11 protein-coding genes and 1 CRISPR repeat array are annotated in these 16799 nt (G+C 43.7%); of the genes, 8 read left to right on the top strand and 3 right to left on the bottom strand.

Annotated features, from left to right (window positions below):
- Positions 1-140: 140 nt before the first annotated feature.
- Positions 141-635, bottom strand: coding sequence for a GNAT family N-acetyltransferase (locus BLA28_RS10330; protein WP_069159369.1), 495 nt, complete (start codon positions 633-635; stop codon positions 141-143).
- A 220-nt stretch (positions 636-855) separates the two neighbouring features.
- On the opposite strand from BLA28_RS10330, the gene BLA28_RS10325 reads away from it, so the two are divergent.
- Positions 856-1611 carry an rRNA adenine N-6-methyltransferase family protein gene (locus BLA28_RS10325; protein WP_069159368.1) on the top strand — a complete coding sequence of 252 codons (756 nt, stop codon included), beginning with the start codon at positions 856-858 and terminating at the stop codon, positions 1609-1611.
- Between the two features lie 63 nt (positions 1612-1674).
- Here the strand turns inward: BLA28_RS10325 and BLA28_RS10320 are convergent, their stop codons facing one another.
- On the bottom strand, positions 1675-2865 hold the full coding sequence (locus BLA28_RS10320; RefSeq protein ID WP_044965051.1) for an MFS transporter: 1191 nt from the start codon (positions 2863-2865) through the stop codon (positions 1675-1677).
- Positions 2866-3057: 192 nt separating this feature from the next.
- On the opposite strand from BLA28_RS10320, the gene BLA28_RS10315 reads away from it, so the two are divergent.
- The 4 genes from BLA28_RS10315 (at position 3058) to BLA28_RS10300 (ending at position 7900) form a co-directional block, all read left to right on the top strand.
- Positions 3058-4080 carry a hypothetical protein gene (locus tag BLA28_RS10315; protein WP_069159367.1) on the top strand — a complete coding sequence of 341 codons (1023 nt, stop codon included), beginning with the start codon at positions 3058-3060 and terminating at the stop codon, positions 4078-4080.
- Positions 4070-4321 carry a CD3324 family protein gene (locus BLA28_RS10310; RefSeq protein ID WP_044965059.1) on the top strand — a complete coding sequence of 84 codons (252 nt, stop codon included), beginning with the start codon at positions 4070-4072 and terminating at the stop codon, positions 4319-4321. The genes BLA28_RS10315 and BLA28_RS10310 overlap by 11 nt, the downstream gene beginning before the upstream one ends.
- Positions 4322-4479: 158 nt before the next feature.
- Positions 4480-5337 (top strand): AAA family ATPase, encoded by an 858-nt coding sequence (locus tag BLA28_RS10305; RefSeq protein WP_044965061.1) that lies wholly within the window; start codon positions 4480-4482, stop codon positions 5335-5337.
- Positions 5338-5464: 127 nt separating this feature from the next.
- Positions 5465-7900: a PAS domain-containing hybrid sensor histidine kinase/response regulator gene (locus tag BLA28_RS10300; RefSeq protein WP_071699091.1), complete on the top strand. Its 2436-nt coding sequence runs from the start codon at positions 5465-5467 to the stop codon at positions 7898-7900.
- An 81-nt stretch (positions 7901-7981) separates the two neighbouring features.
- Here the strand turns inward: BLA28_RS10300 and BLA28_RS10295 are convergent, their stop codons facing one another.
- Positions 7982-10393, bottom strand: coding sequence for an ATP-binding protein (locus tag BLA28_RS10295; protein WP_069159366.1), 2412 nt, complete (start codon positions 10391-10393; stop codon positions 7982-7984).
- Positions 10394-10924: 531 nt separating this feature from the next.
- A CRISPR array of direct repeats spans positions 10925-11950; the repeat unit is 32 nt; unit sequence GTCGAAGCCTTTGCGGCTTCGTGGATTGAAAT.
- A gap of 235 nt (positions 11951-12185) precedes the next feature.
- Here BLA28_RS10295 and BLA28_RS10290 point away from each other — a divergent pair.
- Genes BLA28_RS10290 through cas8c form a run of 3 tightly spaced genes read left to right on the top strand, consistent with a single transcriptional unit; the run spans position 12186 to position 16798 of the window.
- Positions 12186-14327, top strand: coding sequence for a CRISPR-associated helicase/endonuclease Cas3 (locus tag BLA28_RS10290; RefSeq protein ID WP_069159365.1), 2142 nt, complete (start codon positions 12186-12188; stop codon positions 14325-14327).
- Positions 14328-14363: 36 nt separating this feature from the next.
- Entirely contained in the window at positions 14364-15023 is a 660-nt protein-coding gene (gene cas5c, locus BLA28_RS10285) for a type I-C CRISPR-associated protein Cas5c (protein WP_069159364.1), read from the top strand.
- Complete coding sequence (cas8c, locus tag BLA28_RS10280) at positions 15020-16798, top strand: type I-C CRISPR-associated protein Cas8c/Csd1 (RefSeq protein ID WP_069159363.1); 1779 nt, start codon at positions 15020-15022, stop codon at positions 16796-16798. Before cas5c ends, cas8c begins: the two co-directional genes overlap by 4 nt.
- Position 16799: the final 1 nt, after the last annotated feature.

The raw sequence follows: 16799 nt of genomic DNA, 5'->3' as shown, positions 1-16799 counted from the left end.
ATTTATTTACCAATTTATTCCACTTACATGCAGTATTGTCAGTAATGCTGATACCTATTCAAAAAAGAGGTGTGTCGAATAATCTGCAAGTGATACACAGTTTATTTGACACACCCGGCCGGCTTTTTCCCGTAAGTGTCTTATTTATTCAAAGCTTTTCGATAATACAGAACCAGCTGCTCTTCCAGAATTTCAGACATAACAAATTTATCATATCCCCAATGCAGATATATGGCCAGATTTCTTGTTTCACGAGCCTCCACGCCTATAGTGAGGTACTTATAGCCATTTTGGGCAGCATAGCTTTCCATCATATGCACAAGGGCTGATATATATCCCCTTCCTTCGTATTCCTTACGGATGCGAAGTGCATTTACGTTTGCCGTGGTTTTATTGTCAGCAAGCTCAGTTCTTCCGCCGACAGCCCCGCATTCAGGTGAAAAAATAAGGGTTCCCTCACCGACCGGTCTGCCATCACAGAGGATGACAAAGGTATATGCATCGCCGTTTTGATTATAGGAAATATATGTATCCTTCCACATACGCCAGCGCTCATTGCCGTTGTTATCAGCGATATTCATATCCCATATCTGTTCAAGATCTTCGGGGGTTGCTTTTCTGTATTCTACATTCATATTGGAATCGACTCCTATGTTAGATTGCTCAAATTATATCATGTTTAAAAATATATGGCTATATTACTTTTTCATACATAAAACAAATGTATATATTTTTAACATGATCTATAGTATGATATAAATAATTCGCAGAATTATCAGCTGTTTTTATAGAAAGGGAATGGTCAAAGACCACACTTTATAAATGTATTAAATAAAATCAGGGAGGGCGAAAGCAATGGATTTCAGAAAAACGTTTGACAGGATACCGGACCAGTTTGATAAGTGGAGGCCGCGCTATTGCGACGAACTTTTCAGGGATATCATCGAATATGCCAATATCGGCCCGGGTAAATCGGTGCTTGAAATCGGACCCGGAACGGGGCAGGCTACGGAACCGTTCTTAAAGACGGGCTGCGATTATCTGGCAATCGAACTGGGCGAGCATTTTGTGGACTTTACAAAAAAGAAGTTCGGTACCTATGAAAATTTCCATATCGTAAATGATGACTTTGAAACTCATGATTTCGGTGAACGCAATTTTGATTTGGTCTTTTCTGCGGCTACGATCCAGTGGATACCGGAAGAGATAGGCTTCCCCAAGGTTTTTAATCTTCTGAAGAATGGCGGAGCGTTAGCCATGTTTATGACCTATACGGATGAAAAGACATCGAATGGCTCATTATACGATGAAATACAAAAGGTATATGATGAACATTTTCATGTGGAAACAAGATACACATGCAGCTTGAATTACGATAATGTTGTTAACTACGGATTTGTTGATTTGAATTACCGGGACTGGAAAAAGACCAGAATATATAATGCAGATGAATATGTGGAATATCTGTCCGGCACGCAGGTGGAGCATATTACATTACAGGAGCCATATAGGTCGAATTTCAACAATGGAGTCAGAGAAGCAGTTATCCATGCGGGAAACAGAATCATTCTGGATGACACAATTGCATTATATCTGACCCGAAAGCCCTGATTATATAAAAATGAACTATCCTGCAGAGGCATTAAAATGGGGCCGCATGCGAGTGCAGCCCTTTTATTGTTCCTGTTTCCCTGATGCAAAACGGAAATGGGGAAATAAAAGAGGCAAGGCAACCAAAAGTGCCATAACTATATAGGATGCAGAGAAGATATACATACACTGATCAATGGTGTATTTCTCTGCAACTCTGCCCAGCACATTATTCCCAAGAGAATCACCCAGGCTTCCGCAGACAGATATGAGCGCAAGCTCAAATCCTTTTTGTTCCTTTCGGATAAAGCCGATTCTTTCTTTGGGAATACCCACAAAGGTACAGGATATAGATACACTGCATATAAGGAATACAACCATAAATATAGTGGGCGTAGGGGATTTTATGAGAAACAGTCCGCCTAATGCAGTGATCAGAAGGAAAAGAATATTGAATTTCACTACATTTACTTTGTCTACCACACGGCCTGCCAGCATATAAGTGGGTGCGCCTATCAGTTCATCCATAGACATAAGTATTCCTAATTTAGCTGGAGAAAAAAGTAGTATATTGTAGCAGTACATGGGTATGATAAAACTCCACATGGGCCCTGCTACGAAGGACTGGATAAAAACCAATACACAGAAAATCAGTATTCTTTTATTAATGGATTTGAAGATCTGCAATATGGGAAGCCTTTCCCCATGCATACATTGGTTATTCTTCAGACCTATGGCGGCCCAGAGAGTAGATGCTATCAGCAGAAAACTGCATATGTAAAGAGCATATTCCCCTTCTTTGAATTGATACAGCAGACCGGATATCATTCCGCCTACACTGGCCAGCAGGGAGGATATCCCCTGTACGGCTCCGTATATTTTCCCATATTCTCCGCTGTTTGCCATTTCCATTACATAGGAACCGCTTACCGCAAGGAATATCCCCCGGAAGATACCCAGTGCAGCCATTAATACGGTAAAGGTCAATAGCCTGTCGGCTTTAGCCAGAAGAACACATACGATCCCAAGCCCGGCGAGAGCAGTGAGGATAAAATTTTTGGTTCCGAGCATATCGGAAAGATGCCCAATCAACAGTTTAATGACCATTAGGCCTATTGCAACAGCAGACATGGCACTTCCTATCTTGCTGTAGCTGAGCCCGTGATCCACCATCCTGAGCGGAATAACGGTCATAACTACATTATATCCGAATGAAATCAATCCGGATATAAGGGTAAAGCCTATAAATTCCCGGTTGGCTTTATGCTCCTTCATATTCAATTTCCCCCTTCACAGATCGAACACTTGTTCAGATTATATTAGCACATATGTTCGATATGTGCAAGGCGAGATAATTAAATGACGGGAAAAAACAGTATAAAACATTTACAACCTTTTTCATCCGTCCTTCTGTTGCTATAATGAACCTAAGGTTAACCGAAGAACAAGAAGGAGAGAAAAACCAGAATGAATAATAAAGAATTAATTACAAAATGGGTACTGGAAAAGGTGGAAGAGGAATATAAGGATGACATCGCACTGGTAGTTTCCCACAATACCCTTCGCCTGGAATCAGAAAAGGGAACTCCCTCAGTAAGTTATTTTATCCCAATTACAGACAAAGGCCGCCGGTTCGCCCGCACATTTATTTTAGATGGCGTCGGAATAGATCTCTGGGGAATTGAATGGGAGCGGATGGAGCAATTCGCCGATTTGAATGAGTATAATATCTCCTGCCTGGCGGATTCGCAGGTACTCTATGCGAGAACGCCTGAGGACAGAGAGCGGTTTGAAAATTTAAAGAAACGCCAGGCGGAGAATCTTTCCAATCCGGTTTTGATGCGGGCACATGCCCTGCAGGCATTGGAGCAGGCAAAACAGATTTATCTGAATATGCTGTTTTCCAAAGGCAGTGATGTGAAGCTTGGGGCGGGTTACGTTCTGGATTATACCGCCCAGGCAATCGCTTTTTCCAATTGCCGGTATTTCAAAGAAGCCCAGGCGGAGCAGCTGGAGGAACTTTCCCGGATGGAACATGTGCCGGAGCAATTTGCCCCGGGGTATCTGGCGGTGATACGGGAAAAAGAAGAAGAAACCCAGAAGAAACAATGTTATGAACTGATTCATTTGGTACAGGACTTTTTAGAGAGGCCGGAAGCCCTTCAGCCGCAGGAAAAGAATTTTCAGGATTTGGCAGACTGGTATTGTGAGCTGTCCTACACATGGCTCAGAATCCGCTGTTACTGCAAAGCGGGAGACAGCACAAAGGCTTATATGTGGGGGATCATGCTGCAGGAAGAATTGAATCGTGTCTGTTACGATTTCGGAATCCCTAAGATGGAACTCATGAAAGAGTTTGATATTTCACGGCTTGAGGAATTTGCCGGGTATGCAGACAGCCTGGAACAGGAAATGCGGAAAATAATTACGGAAGGCGGCGGGAAAATACGGGAATATCGGAATTATGAGGAGTTTTTAAATGAAGTATAAAAATGCACAGGATATTCTCCCGGATAAATTACTGCGGGAACTGCAGCAATATATTTCAGGCGGTGTCCTCTATGTCCCCAGTGCAGATACGAAAAAATCATGGGGAGAGGTTTCCGGCGCCCGGACATATTATAAACAGCGGAATGAAGAAATCCGGGAAAAGTACCGGGAGGGATGTACGGCTGAAGAATTGGCGCTGAACTATGGTCTGTCCGTTGAGGCTATCCATAAAATTGTATAAGGTTTTGTCCTTTCGAAAAAGGCTTTATGAAATTGAGAGATTGAGAAACCCTTCAAACTGATGTAAGATAAGTTTACACAGTCTGAAGGGTTTCGTTTTCATGAAAATATTTATTTATAGCAAAATAAATGTCGTAATTATGTCAGGAGTAATGAGCTATGATCTATCTGTCGCATTTTTCGTTCCCGCATGTGGAAAGGGAATATGATTTTCTTCTGTCCCAGAAAAGAACCTGCTATGATACCTATTACCCCTTTCAAATTCTTTCCAGGCACCAGTTATCCATGCTGGACTTTGAGCCTGTCACGATTTTGTATGGGGGAAATGGATCGGGAAAGACAACCGTACTGAATGTGATTGCGGAAAAACTGAAGCTTCACAGGGACACCCGATATAACCGTACCAATTTCTTTGAAGATTATACAGATATGTGTTCCTGTGAGCTGGAACAGCCGCTCACTGATGACAGCAGGATTATCACCAGTGATGATGTCTTTGATTTCATTCTGAATCTGCGCAATATCAACGACGGGATCGATCGGAAAAGGGAAGAACTTTTTGAAGATTATCTGGAAACGAAATATTCCAGCTTCCGGATGAATTCGCTGGAGGATTATGAGCAGCTGAAAAAGGTTAACATGACGCGAAGCAAGACCCAGTCCCGTTATGTGCGGAAACAATTGATGGGAAATGTGAGGGAACATTCCAATGGAGAAAGCGCCTTTCTTTATTTTTCTGAGAAAATAAAGGAAAACGGGCTTTACCTGCTGGATGAACCGGAAAACAGCCTGTCGCCGGAAAAGCAGCAGGAGCTGGTACGGTTTCTGGAGGATTCCGCGCGCTTTTACGGATGTCAGTTCCTTATTGCTACACATTCGCCTTTCCTTTTGTCCATCCGTAATGCAAAGATTTATGATATGGATGAGGAGCCTGTGGATGTGAAACGATGGACACAGCTTGGGAATGTACGTGCTTATTATGATTTCTTTAAAAAGCATGAAGGTGAGTTTTATTGAGGGAAGGCAGCCTTTTAGGAATAAATCAACCGGAATCGGAAAGAGTTGCGTATACTATGCTGTTCAGATATAATATGAGCATGGAAGCGCTGGCTGGTGAAGTTTATCTCAATTAAGGAGAATGGATATGGACAATCGAAATACGGAACAACTGGCAGTTCCATTGGAAAAAGAGCAGGAAAGCGGCAGGTATGGCTCTATTCTGAATGTTCTGAAGATATCAGCCATATGTTTTTTGCTTGATGATGATTTGACTGTTCTGGAAGCCAGTAATTCTTTTTATGAGAAAACGGGTTATTCGAAAAAAGAGTTTCAGACTTGTTTCCAAACGATGCGAGGATACTACCGGGAGTACCCGGAGGATTGGGAAGCTATAAGGGACAGGCTGGTATATTCTGCGGAAAATGGCGGGGCGGATACGGCGCTGAATGTTCGTATGCCGCGGAAAAGCGGCGGTTTTTCGTGGGTCAATATTTCGTTGACACTGACGGAAAAAAACGGGGATGGCTATTGGATATGTCATGCGGTTTATACGGATAACAGTACAGGAAGCATGACCAGGCAGGAGGAATGCCGCTGCTGGAAGAAACGGGCCCAGTATTTCAAATGGGTTTTGGATGAGTACATGGACAATGTTTATGTTGCGGATATGGAAACCTATGAACTTTTATTTGTAAACAAGACTTCCTGCGATACGCTGGGGCTTACGTTAGATGAAGTGCTGGGACATAAATGCTATGAGATCATACAGGGGAGGACTTCGCCGTGTCCTTTTTGTACCAATAAATATCTGAGTGAGGACGAATTCTATGAATGGGAGTTCCATAACCCGTTTTTAAAGCGGACATACATGATTAAGGATCGTATTGTTGACTGGGAAGGGCGTAAGGCCCGTCTTGAAATGTCCCATGACAACTACAGCCTGGAATTTAAGCTTGCCAAAAAGGAACTGGATCGGGAAGCTATTCTGCGTTCTGTTCCCGGCGGGCTGGTGAGGGTGGATGCGCGGGATATGGGGACAATTCTTTGGTTTGGCGGGGATTTCCTTGATATTATAGGCTACACGGAGCAGCAGTTTAAAGAGGAGCTTCATTCTCAGATGGCCTATGTGTATCCGGAAGATATTCCCCGCGCGCTGCAGGTGATGAGAGGGGCGAAAGAGACGGGAAAGGATGCCGTTATAGAAGCCCGTATTGTTACCCGCGCCGGAAAAATAAAGATTTTGATGGTTACGCTGAGCTATGTGGGCAGTGAAGACAGCTGGGATGGTATCGAATCATTTTACAGTGTGGGTATCGATGTGACAGAGGAAAGGGAAGAGAAGGCGAGGCAGCGTAAGGCGCTGGAAGAAGCCTATCAGGCCGCGCGGGTGGCGAGCTCTGCCAAAACCAATTTTCTGTCATCCATGTCTCATGACATCCGTACGCCTATGAATGCCATTATGGGAATGTCCGCTATCGCACAGGCGAATATCAACTCTCCGGAAAAAATAAAAGACTGTCTGGATAAAATAGATACTTCAAGCAGACATCTTCTCGGCCTGATCAATGAGGTCCTGGATATGTCGAGAATCGAAAGCGGCAAGATTGCCCTGATGCCGCAGCTGCTCAGCCTGCCGGAACTGATACAGAACGTGCTGGATATGTGCCAGCCGCTTATGACAGAAAAACAGCAGCATTTTAAGCTCAGTATCGCACAGATCCGTCATGAAAAAGTGAAGGCGGACGGCGAACGTCTCAGGCAGATTCTGATGAATATATTGTCGAATGCCATAAAATATACGCAGGCGGACGGAATTATTGAACTGAGGGTCAATGAACTGAATTCCTCTGTTTTTGGGAAAAGCCAGTATGAATTTATCTGTGCGGATAACGGCATTGGAATTTCCCGCGAATTTATCCCATCTGTCTTTGAACCTTTTTCAAGGGCTGAAGATCCCCGTATCAGTAAGGTTCAGGGGACTGGCCTCGGAATGGCTATCACCGAAAATATTGTCCGTATGATGAATGGGACAATTACTGTGGAAAGTGAACTGGGAAAAGGAAGTAAATTTACGGTTTCCATACCTCTGGAGGTGTGCATGGGGGAGGAGGCCGGAAACACTGAACCCGTGGAGCTGTCAGTGCTGTCTGTGAGTGAAAGGGATAAAAAAGAACCGGTAAAGAGGGCTGAGAATAGTAAGTTATGCGGCGGACGGATTCTTTTAGCGGAAGATAACGAGATTAACCGTGAAATTGCGGTGGAGCTGCTTGAAATGCAGGGAATGGAAGTAACAGCCGTGGAAGATGGGAAGAAGGCGAAGGAAGTCTTTGAAGCATCGGCACCGGGGGATTACATAGCAATATTGATGGATATTCAGATGCCGGTTTTAAACGGTTATGATGCTGCTTCTGAAATTCGGGCAATGAACAGAAAGGATGCGCAGGAGATACCCATTATTGCCCTTACGGCGGATGCTTTTGCGGCAGATGTGGCTAAGGCACGCAGTGTCGGGATGAACGACCACGTGGCGAAGCCTCTGGAAATAAACCGCCTGCTGGAGGTTTTGCAAAAATGGATTTGAAAAGAAGGTAAATGACTGTGGATGTATGGTCATTTACCTTCTTGGTTTTACTTATATTTATAATCAGGTATCGTTTTTTCCTTAAAATTCATCACAGGAAGGAGAACTCCCCTGATTGTGCAATTTCCACGAAAGACAATTGGAGAGAGCTTCCCTTAAGCGTTCAATGGAAATGGGTTTGGCCAGATGGCCGTTCATTCCTGAAAGTCCTGCATGCTTGACGTCTTCGGCAAACGCATCGGCTGTCATAGCTATGATTGGCAGTTCATCTATCCTTTCCTTTCCGGAGGCCCGGATTTCCCTGGCAGCATCATAGCCATTTAATATGGGCATCTGAATATCCATAAAAATAATATCATAATAGAGAGGCGGATGGGATAAAACAGCGTTCACAGCTTCCCGTCCGTTTTCTGCGGTTTCTACCCGGACATGAAGAATTTCCAGCATTTCCGTAGCTATCTGCCTGTTCAGTTCATTGTCTTCGACCAGAAGAGCCCGCAGTGTGGGGAAGTTTTCTTCCGTGGGATGTTTTTCAGGCGGGGATACGGCAGGTGTCCCGCATTTCGTAAGACAGATGGTGATGACAAAACGGGAACCCTTTCCATATTCACTTTCTACCTGAAGATCGCCATTCATCATAGAGATAAGATTTTTTACAATGGTCATTCCAAGGCCGGTTCCGGTTATTTTGCTGGTACGGCTGTCATCAGCACGGCTGAAGGGTTCAAAAATATGGGAAATATATTCCGGTTTCATTCCTATACCCGTATCCTCTACCGTGAAACGATAGGTGCCTACATGCTGCTCATTCTTTTTCAGCTCTTCCAGGGAAAAGGAAATGTTTCCTTCTTCGCCGGTATACTTGGAAGCGTTGTCCAGAATGTTGACCAGTATCTGCTCCAGCCGCTGCTTGTCTCCCAGAACCTGGGCATGAAGACTGTCGTCAATAATAAGGGAAAATTTCTGCCGTCTGTTTTCAACAGAAAGATGAATCATTTCTGCCACATCCCGAACCAAATCATTCAGGTTAAATTCACGTTCATCCAATTCAAGCATACCGCTTTCAATTTTGCTGACGTCCAGGACTTCGTTAATAAGGTTAAGCAGATGTGTGCCGGAAATCGTGATTTTCTGCAGGTAATCCTTCAGTTTATCTTCATCCTTCAGATGAAGCTGGGCTAATTGAGTCATACCGATAACGGCATTCATGGGAGTACGGATATCATGGCTCATCTTTGAAAGAAAATCACTTTTTGCCTGGTTGGCCTTTTCCGCCTTTTGCAGGGCGTCCTCCAGAAGAAGCTTGGAACGGCGCTCTTTTTCAAGAGTTTCCTCCTGTACCCGGCGATCCTCATCAATGTTTCTGGATAAGGTGATTTCAATCAGATCATCAGTATAGGGACTCACAACCTGAACCGCCTGTGTGAAATTCCAATGGTAAATGCCGTCTTCTCCGAGATGGGGAACCTCCATGCTTATAATACGCTCGCCTCTGGAAAAGGCATCAATCATAGATTGTCTGGAATATTTCCGTATAAATTCTTCCTGGTAATCCGGATGTACGGTGGTAAGCTCGGTTTCAATGAGCGTATCGAAACAGCCCTGTGCTCCCGGATTTTTAATCGGATAGCGGTTATATTCCAGCATATGAAAGGTATTTTTGGTCAGATTGACCGAAAGCAGCATCTGATATGCGATTTTGGCGGCTGTGGCTAACTGGCTGATCTCCACATTTTTCTGCTGTTCCAGGATATATTCTTCCTGGACATCCCGGAATACCAGAACGCACCAGTATTCTTCATCTCCGAGAGGGTCGATTTTGGCGGCAGTGAACTCCACCATATGGTAGCTGCCGTCATTGCTTATGCGGCGCAGCTTCCGTGTGATTTGTTTTTTCCCCTTTCCAAAATAGTACAGCAGGGCATTCCGTGAGAAATATTTATTGAAGGTATCCAGATCATCCGGATGCAGAGTCCGGAGAGCATATCTCTGGTTTTCCGCTGCAAATTTTCCCCGCTCCGGAATATCAGTCCACATCATATCCTTCTGGCAGTTTACATACGTATCAGCAGTCAGATTGGCTATAACACACTCACCGAATACTGTTACAAGGCTTTGAGCATACATCCTCTCAACTTTTTGCAGACCCTGCTCTTCTTCAAAATTCAGACGGTGCGGAGTCGCAGTGACAACTACCGCCGGAATATGGCCATCCCAGAGAATCCGGTTGGCAGTAACATCCACCGTGGTTTCCAAAAGCGGATCATAACAGACAATATGATTGGAAGAGTTTGTCCCCATTCCGTCCAGAGGGCAATTTGAGCAGACTTCGGGCCAGACCTTATGACATTCCGTTCCCAGGACCGCTTTGCCGCGGCTGGTATTCTGGCAGCGCTGGTTAAAATATAAGAGCTTGTGGCTGGTTTCTTCAATAACGTAAACACTGGTTTCTGTCAGTGCATTCAGCAGGTTGGACAGATTATCAGCAGACATAATTTGTACCCCATTCAGTTTGTGTGTATGATGATATGATTGATTTTATTTTGCAGAACAGTTATTTTTAATTTATTTATCTATGGTAATTATACACTTGCGTGTATGAAATAGGAAGATAATTCTTGGGAAGAGTTGAGGGGAATGAGGGGGAAGGGGTTACTGGATAGTGTTGAGAATAAAAATTGAAATTTGAGTAATTTACGAAATGGAGAAGAAAGTTTCTTATCATTTTGAAAAATATGTGATATACTTTTATTTATGGTATTAGGCTTTTGGAAGGTAAGTTTTTTGATGATATGAATGGAGGATTTGAGAAAATAGTTGGTCAATTGTGATATTTGAGAATTGAGTTATTTGGTGCGAATAGGAAGTGTACATGAAAATCCCGGGAGATTCGCACCTGAAAAATGGTGGATTTAATGGTGAAAAGATAGAAAATGATTAAAATGTGGTTATTGTGAGTGGGGATATTATAATATGTGTATAGATTGTTTTTAAAAATGAGATTGTTTTTTGGATGTTTTTGCTGTCGAAGCCTTTGCGGCTTCGTGGATTGAAATTGCTGTACAAAAGAGTGTGACTTTCAAAATTGAGTCGAAGCCTTTGCGGCTTCGTGGATTGAAATAGGTAAAAGCCAGCTTTACTCCACTGTGATATTATTGTCGAAGCCTTTGCGGCTTCGTGGATTGAAATTTGTAACCCTTAATCTTCCGGACAGCATAAGGCCGTCGAAGCCTTTGCGGCTTCGTGGATTGAAATCATACTCATTCTCTATCAGGCACCAGTGCTTATGTCGAAGCCTTTGCGGCTTCGTGGATTGAAATATCCAGGCTCCCCATGGCCTCTACCAGGCAATACGTCGAAGCCTTTGCGGCTTCGTGGATTGAAATGTTAATATCCTTTACCAAGCGATAATGCGGGAATTGTCGAAGCCTTTGCGGCTTCGTGGATTGAAATGTATATATTGATCCTTGTATTTGGGCCAACGCCGTCGAAGCCTTTGCGGCTTCGTGGATTGAAATTTCTTCCTCATTTGACACGGCAAAATGGACAATGGTCGAAGCCTTTGCGGCTTCGTGGATTGAAATCCTTACGAACGCCCCACCACATAAATACGATACCGGTCGAAGCCTTTGCGGCTTCGTGGATTGAAATGGCGCATGAAGGAGGCATGGAAACCATGAAGAAGTCGAAGCCTTTGCGGCTTCGTGGATTGAAATACTTCATCGTCGTTCATGTTTTCACCTCCTTGTCTTGTCGAAGCCTTTGCGGCTTCGTGGATTGAAATCTCCCGGCATAATATATCCTACCCGCCGGCAATTGTCGAAGCCTTTGCGGCTTCGTGGATTGAAATTTATAATCCATGGCTTTTATAACATCACGCCAGGTGTCGAAGCCTATGCGGCTTCGTGGATTGAAATCCAGCAAACGATGGAAAAATATAAAAAGGTTTTGAGTCGAAGCCTATGCGGCTTCGTGGATTGAAATATCTACCATACAGGTTCCGTAATCATTGTCATCTGTCGAGGCCTATGCGGCTTCGTGGATTGAAATAAACATGATCAAGGCATCGGGGGCCAGGCGGTCTTTGTCGAATCGGATGCAACTTCATGGATTGAATTAGATTAATATCCATAGAGTTCACATACTGCTCGAAGCCTTTACCGTGTCAAGTATCAAAAAATATTTCCAACATCTACATAAAAATAGTAATTATAAACAAAAAATATATTTCATGCTATAATTAGCAAGGTAAAATAAACAAAAAACACCACACTTTTGGAGGAACATTATGTTCTTAGCTCATATCAGTGAAGATAAGCTTCGTGAACAAAGTATTCTTGAGCATCTGGAGGGGACTGCTGAATTAGCAGGTGAATTTGCCTCTGCATTTGGATCTGAAGCTTGGGGATATGGCTGCGGCATGATGCATGATATCGGCAAATATTCCGATAGTTTTCAGAAGCGTATTCATGGGGGAAAGCTGACGGACCATGCCACTGCAGGTGCCAGGGAATTATATCAAAGACATAATTATGTCTGCGCATATTGTATATCAGGGCATCATACCGGACTTTTAGATGGAGGAAGTGCGGCCGACGTGGGAGGCGAAGCCACATTAATGGGCAGAATGCGGAAACAAACTGATGATTATCAGGAATTCCGAAAGGAAGTTAAGATTCCTGTATTTCCTCCGCCTCCACTCAAACAGCTTGGAAAAGGCGGATTTAGTCTGTCTTTTTTTATTCGCATTTTATTCTCCTGTCTTGTGGATGCGGATTATCTGGATACAGAAAAATTTATGACTGACGGAACAATCAAAAGAGGAGTTTTCGATTCCATAGAAACATTATTCGACCGTTTGTTTCATCACGTAGAGCCATGGCTTGATCATGGCGATATATCCACCGTAAATGGAAGAAGGACACAGATACTTAAAGCTTGTCTGGAAAAAGGAAAAGAGAAGCAGGGTATTTTCCGGCTCACTGTTCCTACCGGCGGGGGAAAAACAATATCCTCTCTTGCCTTTGCTCTTCAGCATGCGGCAGAACATCATCTGGACAGAGTTATTTACGTAATTCCATACACGAGCATTATCGAACAAAATGCACAGGTGTTTAAAGATATCCTGGGGGAAAACAACGTTCTTGAGGATCATTGCAATGTAGTGTATGAGGAACCGGACAAACTGAATAAAATACAGCTCGCTTCTGAAAACTGGGATTGTCCTGTCGTGGTAACTACAAATGTCCAGTTCTTTGAATCTTTATTTTCCAATAAAACCTCCAAATGCAGGAAGCTGCATAATATAACAAACAGTGTAATTATTTTTGACGAGGCGCAGATGCTGCCCGTAAATTATTTAAAACCATGCGTTCAGGCAATCAGTGAGCTGGTATACAATTATCACAGTACGGCCGTGCTTTGTACTGCAACTCAGCCCTCCCTGCAATCTTTTTTCCCTCCCCAGCTGGAAGCGATGGAGATATGCCCTGAAATACAGGAGCAATATGCTTTTTTCAGACGGACGGTTTTCAGAAATGCAGGAGAAATAACAGAAGAATTTCTGGTAAATCAGTTAAAAGAACAAATACAGGTACTTTGTATTCTTAACAGCAGAAAAAAAGTTCAGCAGATATTTAATGAAATAAAGGAGACGGAGGGGACATATCATCTGTCGACATTTATGTATCCCAGGCATCGTAAAAAGGTATTGGCTGAGATTAGAAACAGACTGAAAATGGGACTTCCCTGCAGACTTATAGCTACAAGCCTTGTAGAAGCCGGAGTGGACTTTGATTTTCCGACCGTATTTCGGGAAATGGCCGGAGTGGATTCTATGATACAGGCAGCAGGAAGATGCAACAGAGAGGGAAAGAGAGCGAAAGAAGACTGTGTGACAACCATTTTTACTCTGGAAAATGCAGAAGAGCTTCATATTCCTCAGTCATTAAGGCTTCCGGTTTCTGTGGCACAGCAGGTTGCGGAGAAACAGGAAGATATTGCTTCTTTGGAAGCAATTGCAGATTACTTTAATCGTCTGTATCATTTCAGGGGAGAGAGCCTGGATTCCAAAAAAATTATAGAACAAATGGAAGCGGGTGGAAAATCGTTCCTGTTTCCTTTTGCTGCAGTAGCCGAACAGTTCAGGCTGATTGAAAATAATACCAGGACAATTTTGATAGACCGGGATCCGGAAGCGGAAATTCTGGTGGAGCGGCTCAGAAGAGGGGAATGCTCCCGTCAGCTTATCAGAGACATAGGGCAATATTGTGTAAATGTGTATGAAGAGGATTTTGAAAAATTGAACGGGGCAGGGAGATTGGAAGCTCTGGAACTTGGCTTTTTTATACTGAGAAATAAGGAACAGTATACGGAAGAAATGGGACTGCAGATAAAGGTGGAAAGAGGAGATGCAGTCATATTCTGAAATACAGTTGACCGTGATAAAGGGAGGAGGAAATACATGAGCCATGGAGTAAAAGTGCGGGTGTGGGGAGAACTGGCACTCTTTTCACGTCCGGAAATGAAGGTAGAGCGGTGCAGCTACGATGTGATGACACCTTCAGCAGCCAGAGGGATTCTGGAAGCAATATACTGGCATCCGGGAATGCGCTGGGAGGTTGATAAAATCTATGTCAGAAAGCCGATCCGTTTTACAAGTGTCCGCAGAAACGAGGTGAAAAGCAAGGTTCTTGCAAGTAATGTCCTGACAGTTATGAACGGAGGCGAAAAGCCACTTTACATCAGCAGCAAGGAGGAGATTGTGCAAAGAGCGGCAATTCTGCTGAGAGAGGTTGAATATGTGATAGAGGCTCATTTTGAAATGACAGAGCGTGCCGCTGCCGGAGATAATCCGGGAAAATTCAAGGATATTATCATGCGTCGGCTGAGGAAGGGGGAGTGCTATCACATGCCTTATTTTGGATGCAGGGAGTTCCCCGCTAATTTTGCTCTGTTCGATGAGGATGAGATTGATACGGCCTATCCGGGAGAGGTGAAGGATTTGGGATATATGCTGTATGATTTTGATTACTCCAATCCGGACGATATACAGCCCATGTTTTTCAGGGCTAAATTGAAAAACGGAGTTTTGGATGTGAGGGATTGTGAGGTGGTTCGATGATCCTGCAGTCACTGGTGCAGTACTATGAGGCGCTGGAGCAAAAAGGTGAAATTACCCGGCCGGGCTGGTGCATTGCACGGGTATCCTTTGCGCTGGAGCTGTCCCCGAATGGAGATTTAAAACGGATTATTTCCTTAAAAAACGAGGTTCCGAAGGGAAAGAAAACGGTCTGGGAACCGCAGAAACTTAAAGTTCCTCAGATGATCACCCGTTCTTCCGGAGTAACCGCTAATTTTTTATGCGATAATTCCAGTTATTTTCTGGGAATTGATAATAAAGGAAAACCGGAACGCTCCAGAGAATGTTTTCTATGTGCAAAGGAGAAACATTTGGAAATACTGCGGGAAACAGATTGTCCTGCGGCTGAGGCGGTTAAGCATTATTTTGAAAGCTGGGATCCGGATAAGGCGGAAGAGAATTGTTTGGTTTCAGAAGTTCTGGATGAGATTACCGCCGGTGCTAACCTGGTTTTCTGGGTAGAAGATGAGTATGTACATACAGATACAGCGGTGGTGGAGGCATGGGAGAATTACCGTCAGAATTTAGAGGAAGGAATAACCGGTACCTGTCTGGTGACCGGGAAAAAGACAGAAATCGCCCGGATCCATGGAAATATTAAAGGTGTACAGGGAGCACAGTCCAGCGGCGCGGCTCTGGTATCCTTTAATGCACCTGCATTTGAATCTTATGGGAAGGAGCAGAGTTATAACGCTCCGGTGGGAAATTATGCGGTTTATGCTTATACTACCGCACTGAATCATCTGCTGGCGGACAGGCGGCATGTTTCTATGATAGGTGATACTACCATAGTTTATTGGTCTGAGGATGGAGAAGAAGCCTATCAGGATATCTTTTTGAGTATGTCGGAACCGACGATGGATAATTGTGAAATTGTGGATGGTGTTTTTAAAAACCTGGAATCAGGAAAGGCAGTTAATATATCCGGTGTTGCGGAAAATTTATCCCTGTCTCAGAAATTTTATATTTTAGGACTGGCTCCGAATGCCGCAAGAATAGCTGTACGCTTCTTTTATCAGGACAGTTTTGGAAATATTCTGAAGAATCTGAAGGCGCATTATGACAGGATGGACATAATCCGGCCTCAGACGGACGGAATCAAATATTTAGGAGTCTGGCGTATGCTGATGGAAACGGTAAATAAAAAGTCAAGGGATAAAAAGCCGGTTCCCAATATGGCAGGCGCTGTTTATCGGGCGATTATTTCAGGAGACAGATATCCGGATTCTTTATTCCAGTCCGTTATGGGGAGAATCCGTTCGGAACAGGATGACAGCAGCATTGGAATTTATAAAATAACACGGGGAAGAGCCGCGATTATCAAGGCCTTTCTTCTGAGAAATACGACTTGTGATAAGGAGGAGATCACCATGGCCCTTAACGAGGACAGTAAAAATACCGCCTACACCCTGGGAAGAATGTTTGCGGTGCTGGAAGCGATTCAGAAGGATGCCAATCCGGATATCAATGCTACGATTAAGGACAGATATTTCAATTCTGCCTGTGCCACACCCGCTTCTATTTTTCCCGTATTGCTTAAACTTAAAAACAGCCATATCAGAAAGTTGAATAACAGGAAAAAGAAAAATGATTATGAGACATTATTGGGTGATCTTCAGGATAAAATAACAGCATCGGAAGATATGAATGCAGCTTATCCGAGGAGACTGACGCTGGATGAGCAGGGAATGTTTATTCTGGGCTACTATCACCAGACACAAAAAAGATACGAAAAAAAGGATAAGGAGGAGCAGTAAC

It is taken from the genome of Eisenbergiella tayi (genome assembly GCF_001881565.1).
GTDB classification, from domain to species: Bacteria; Bacillota; Clostridia; order Lachnospirales; family Lachnospiraceae; genus Eisenbergiella; species Eisenbergiella tayi.
This window is presented reverse-complemented; position numbering and strand designations above follow the sequence as displayed.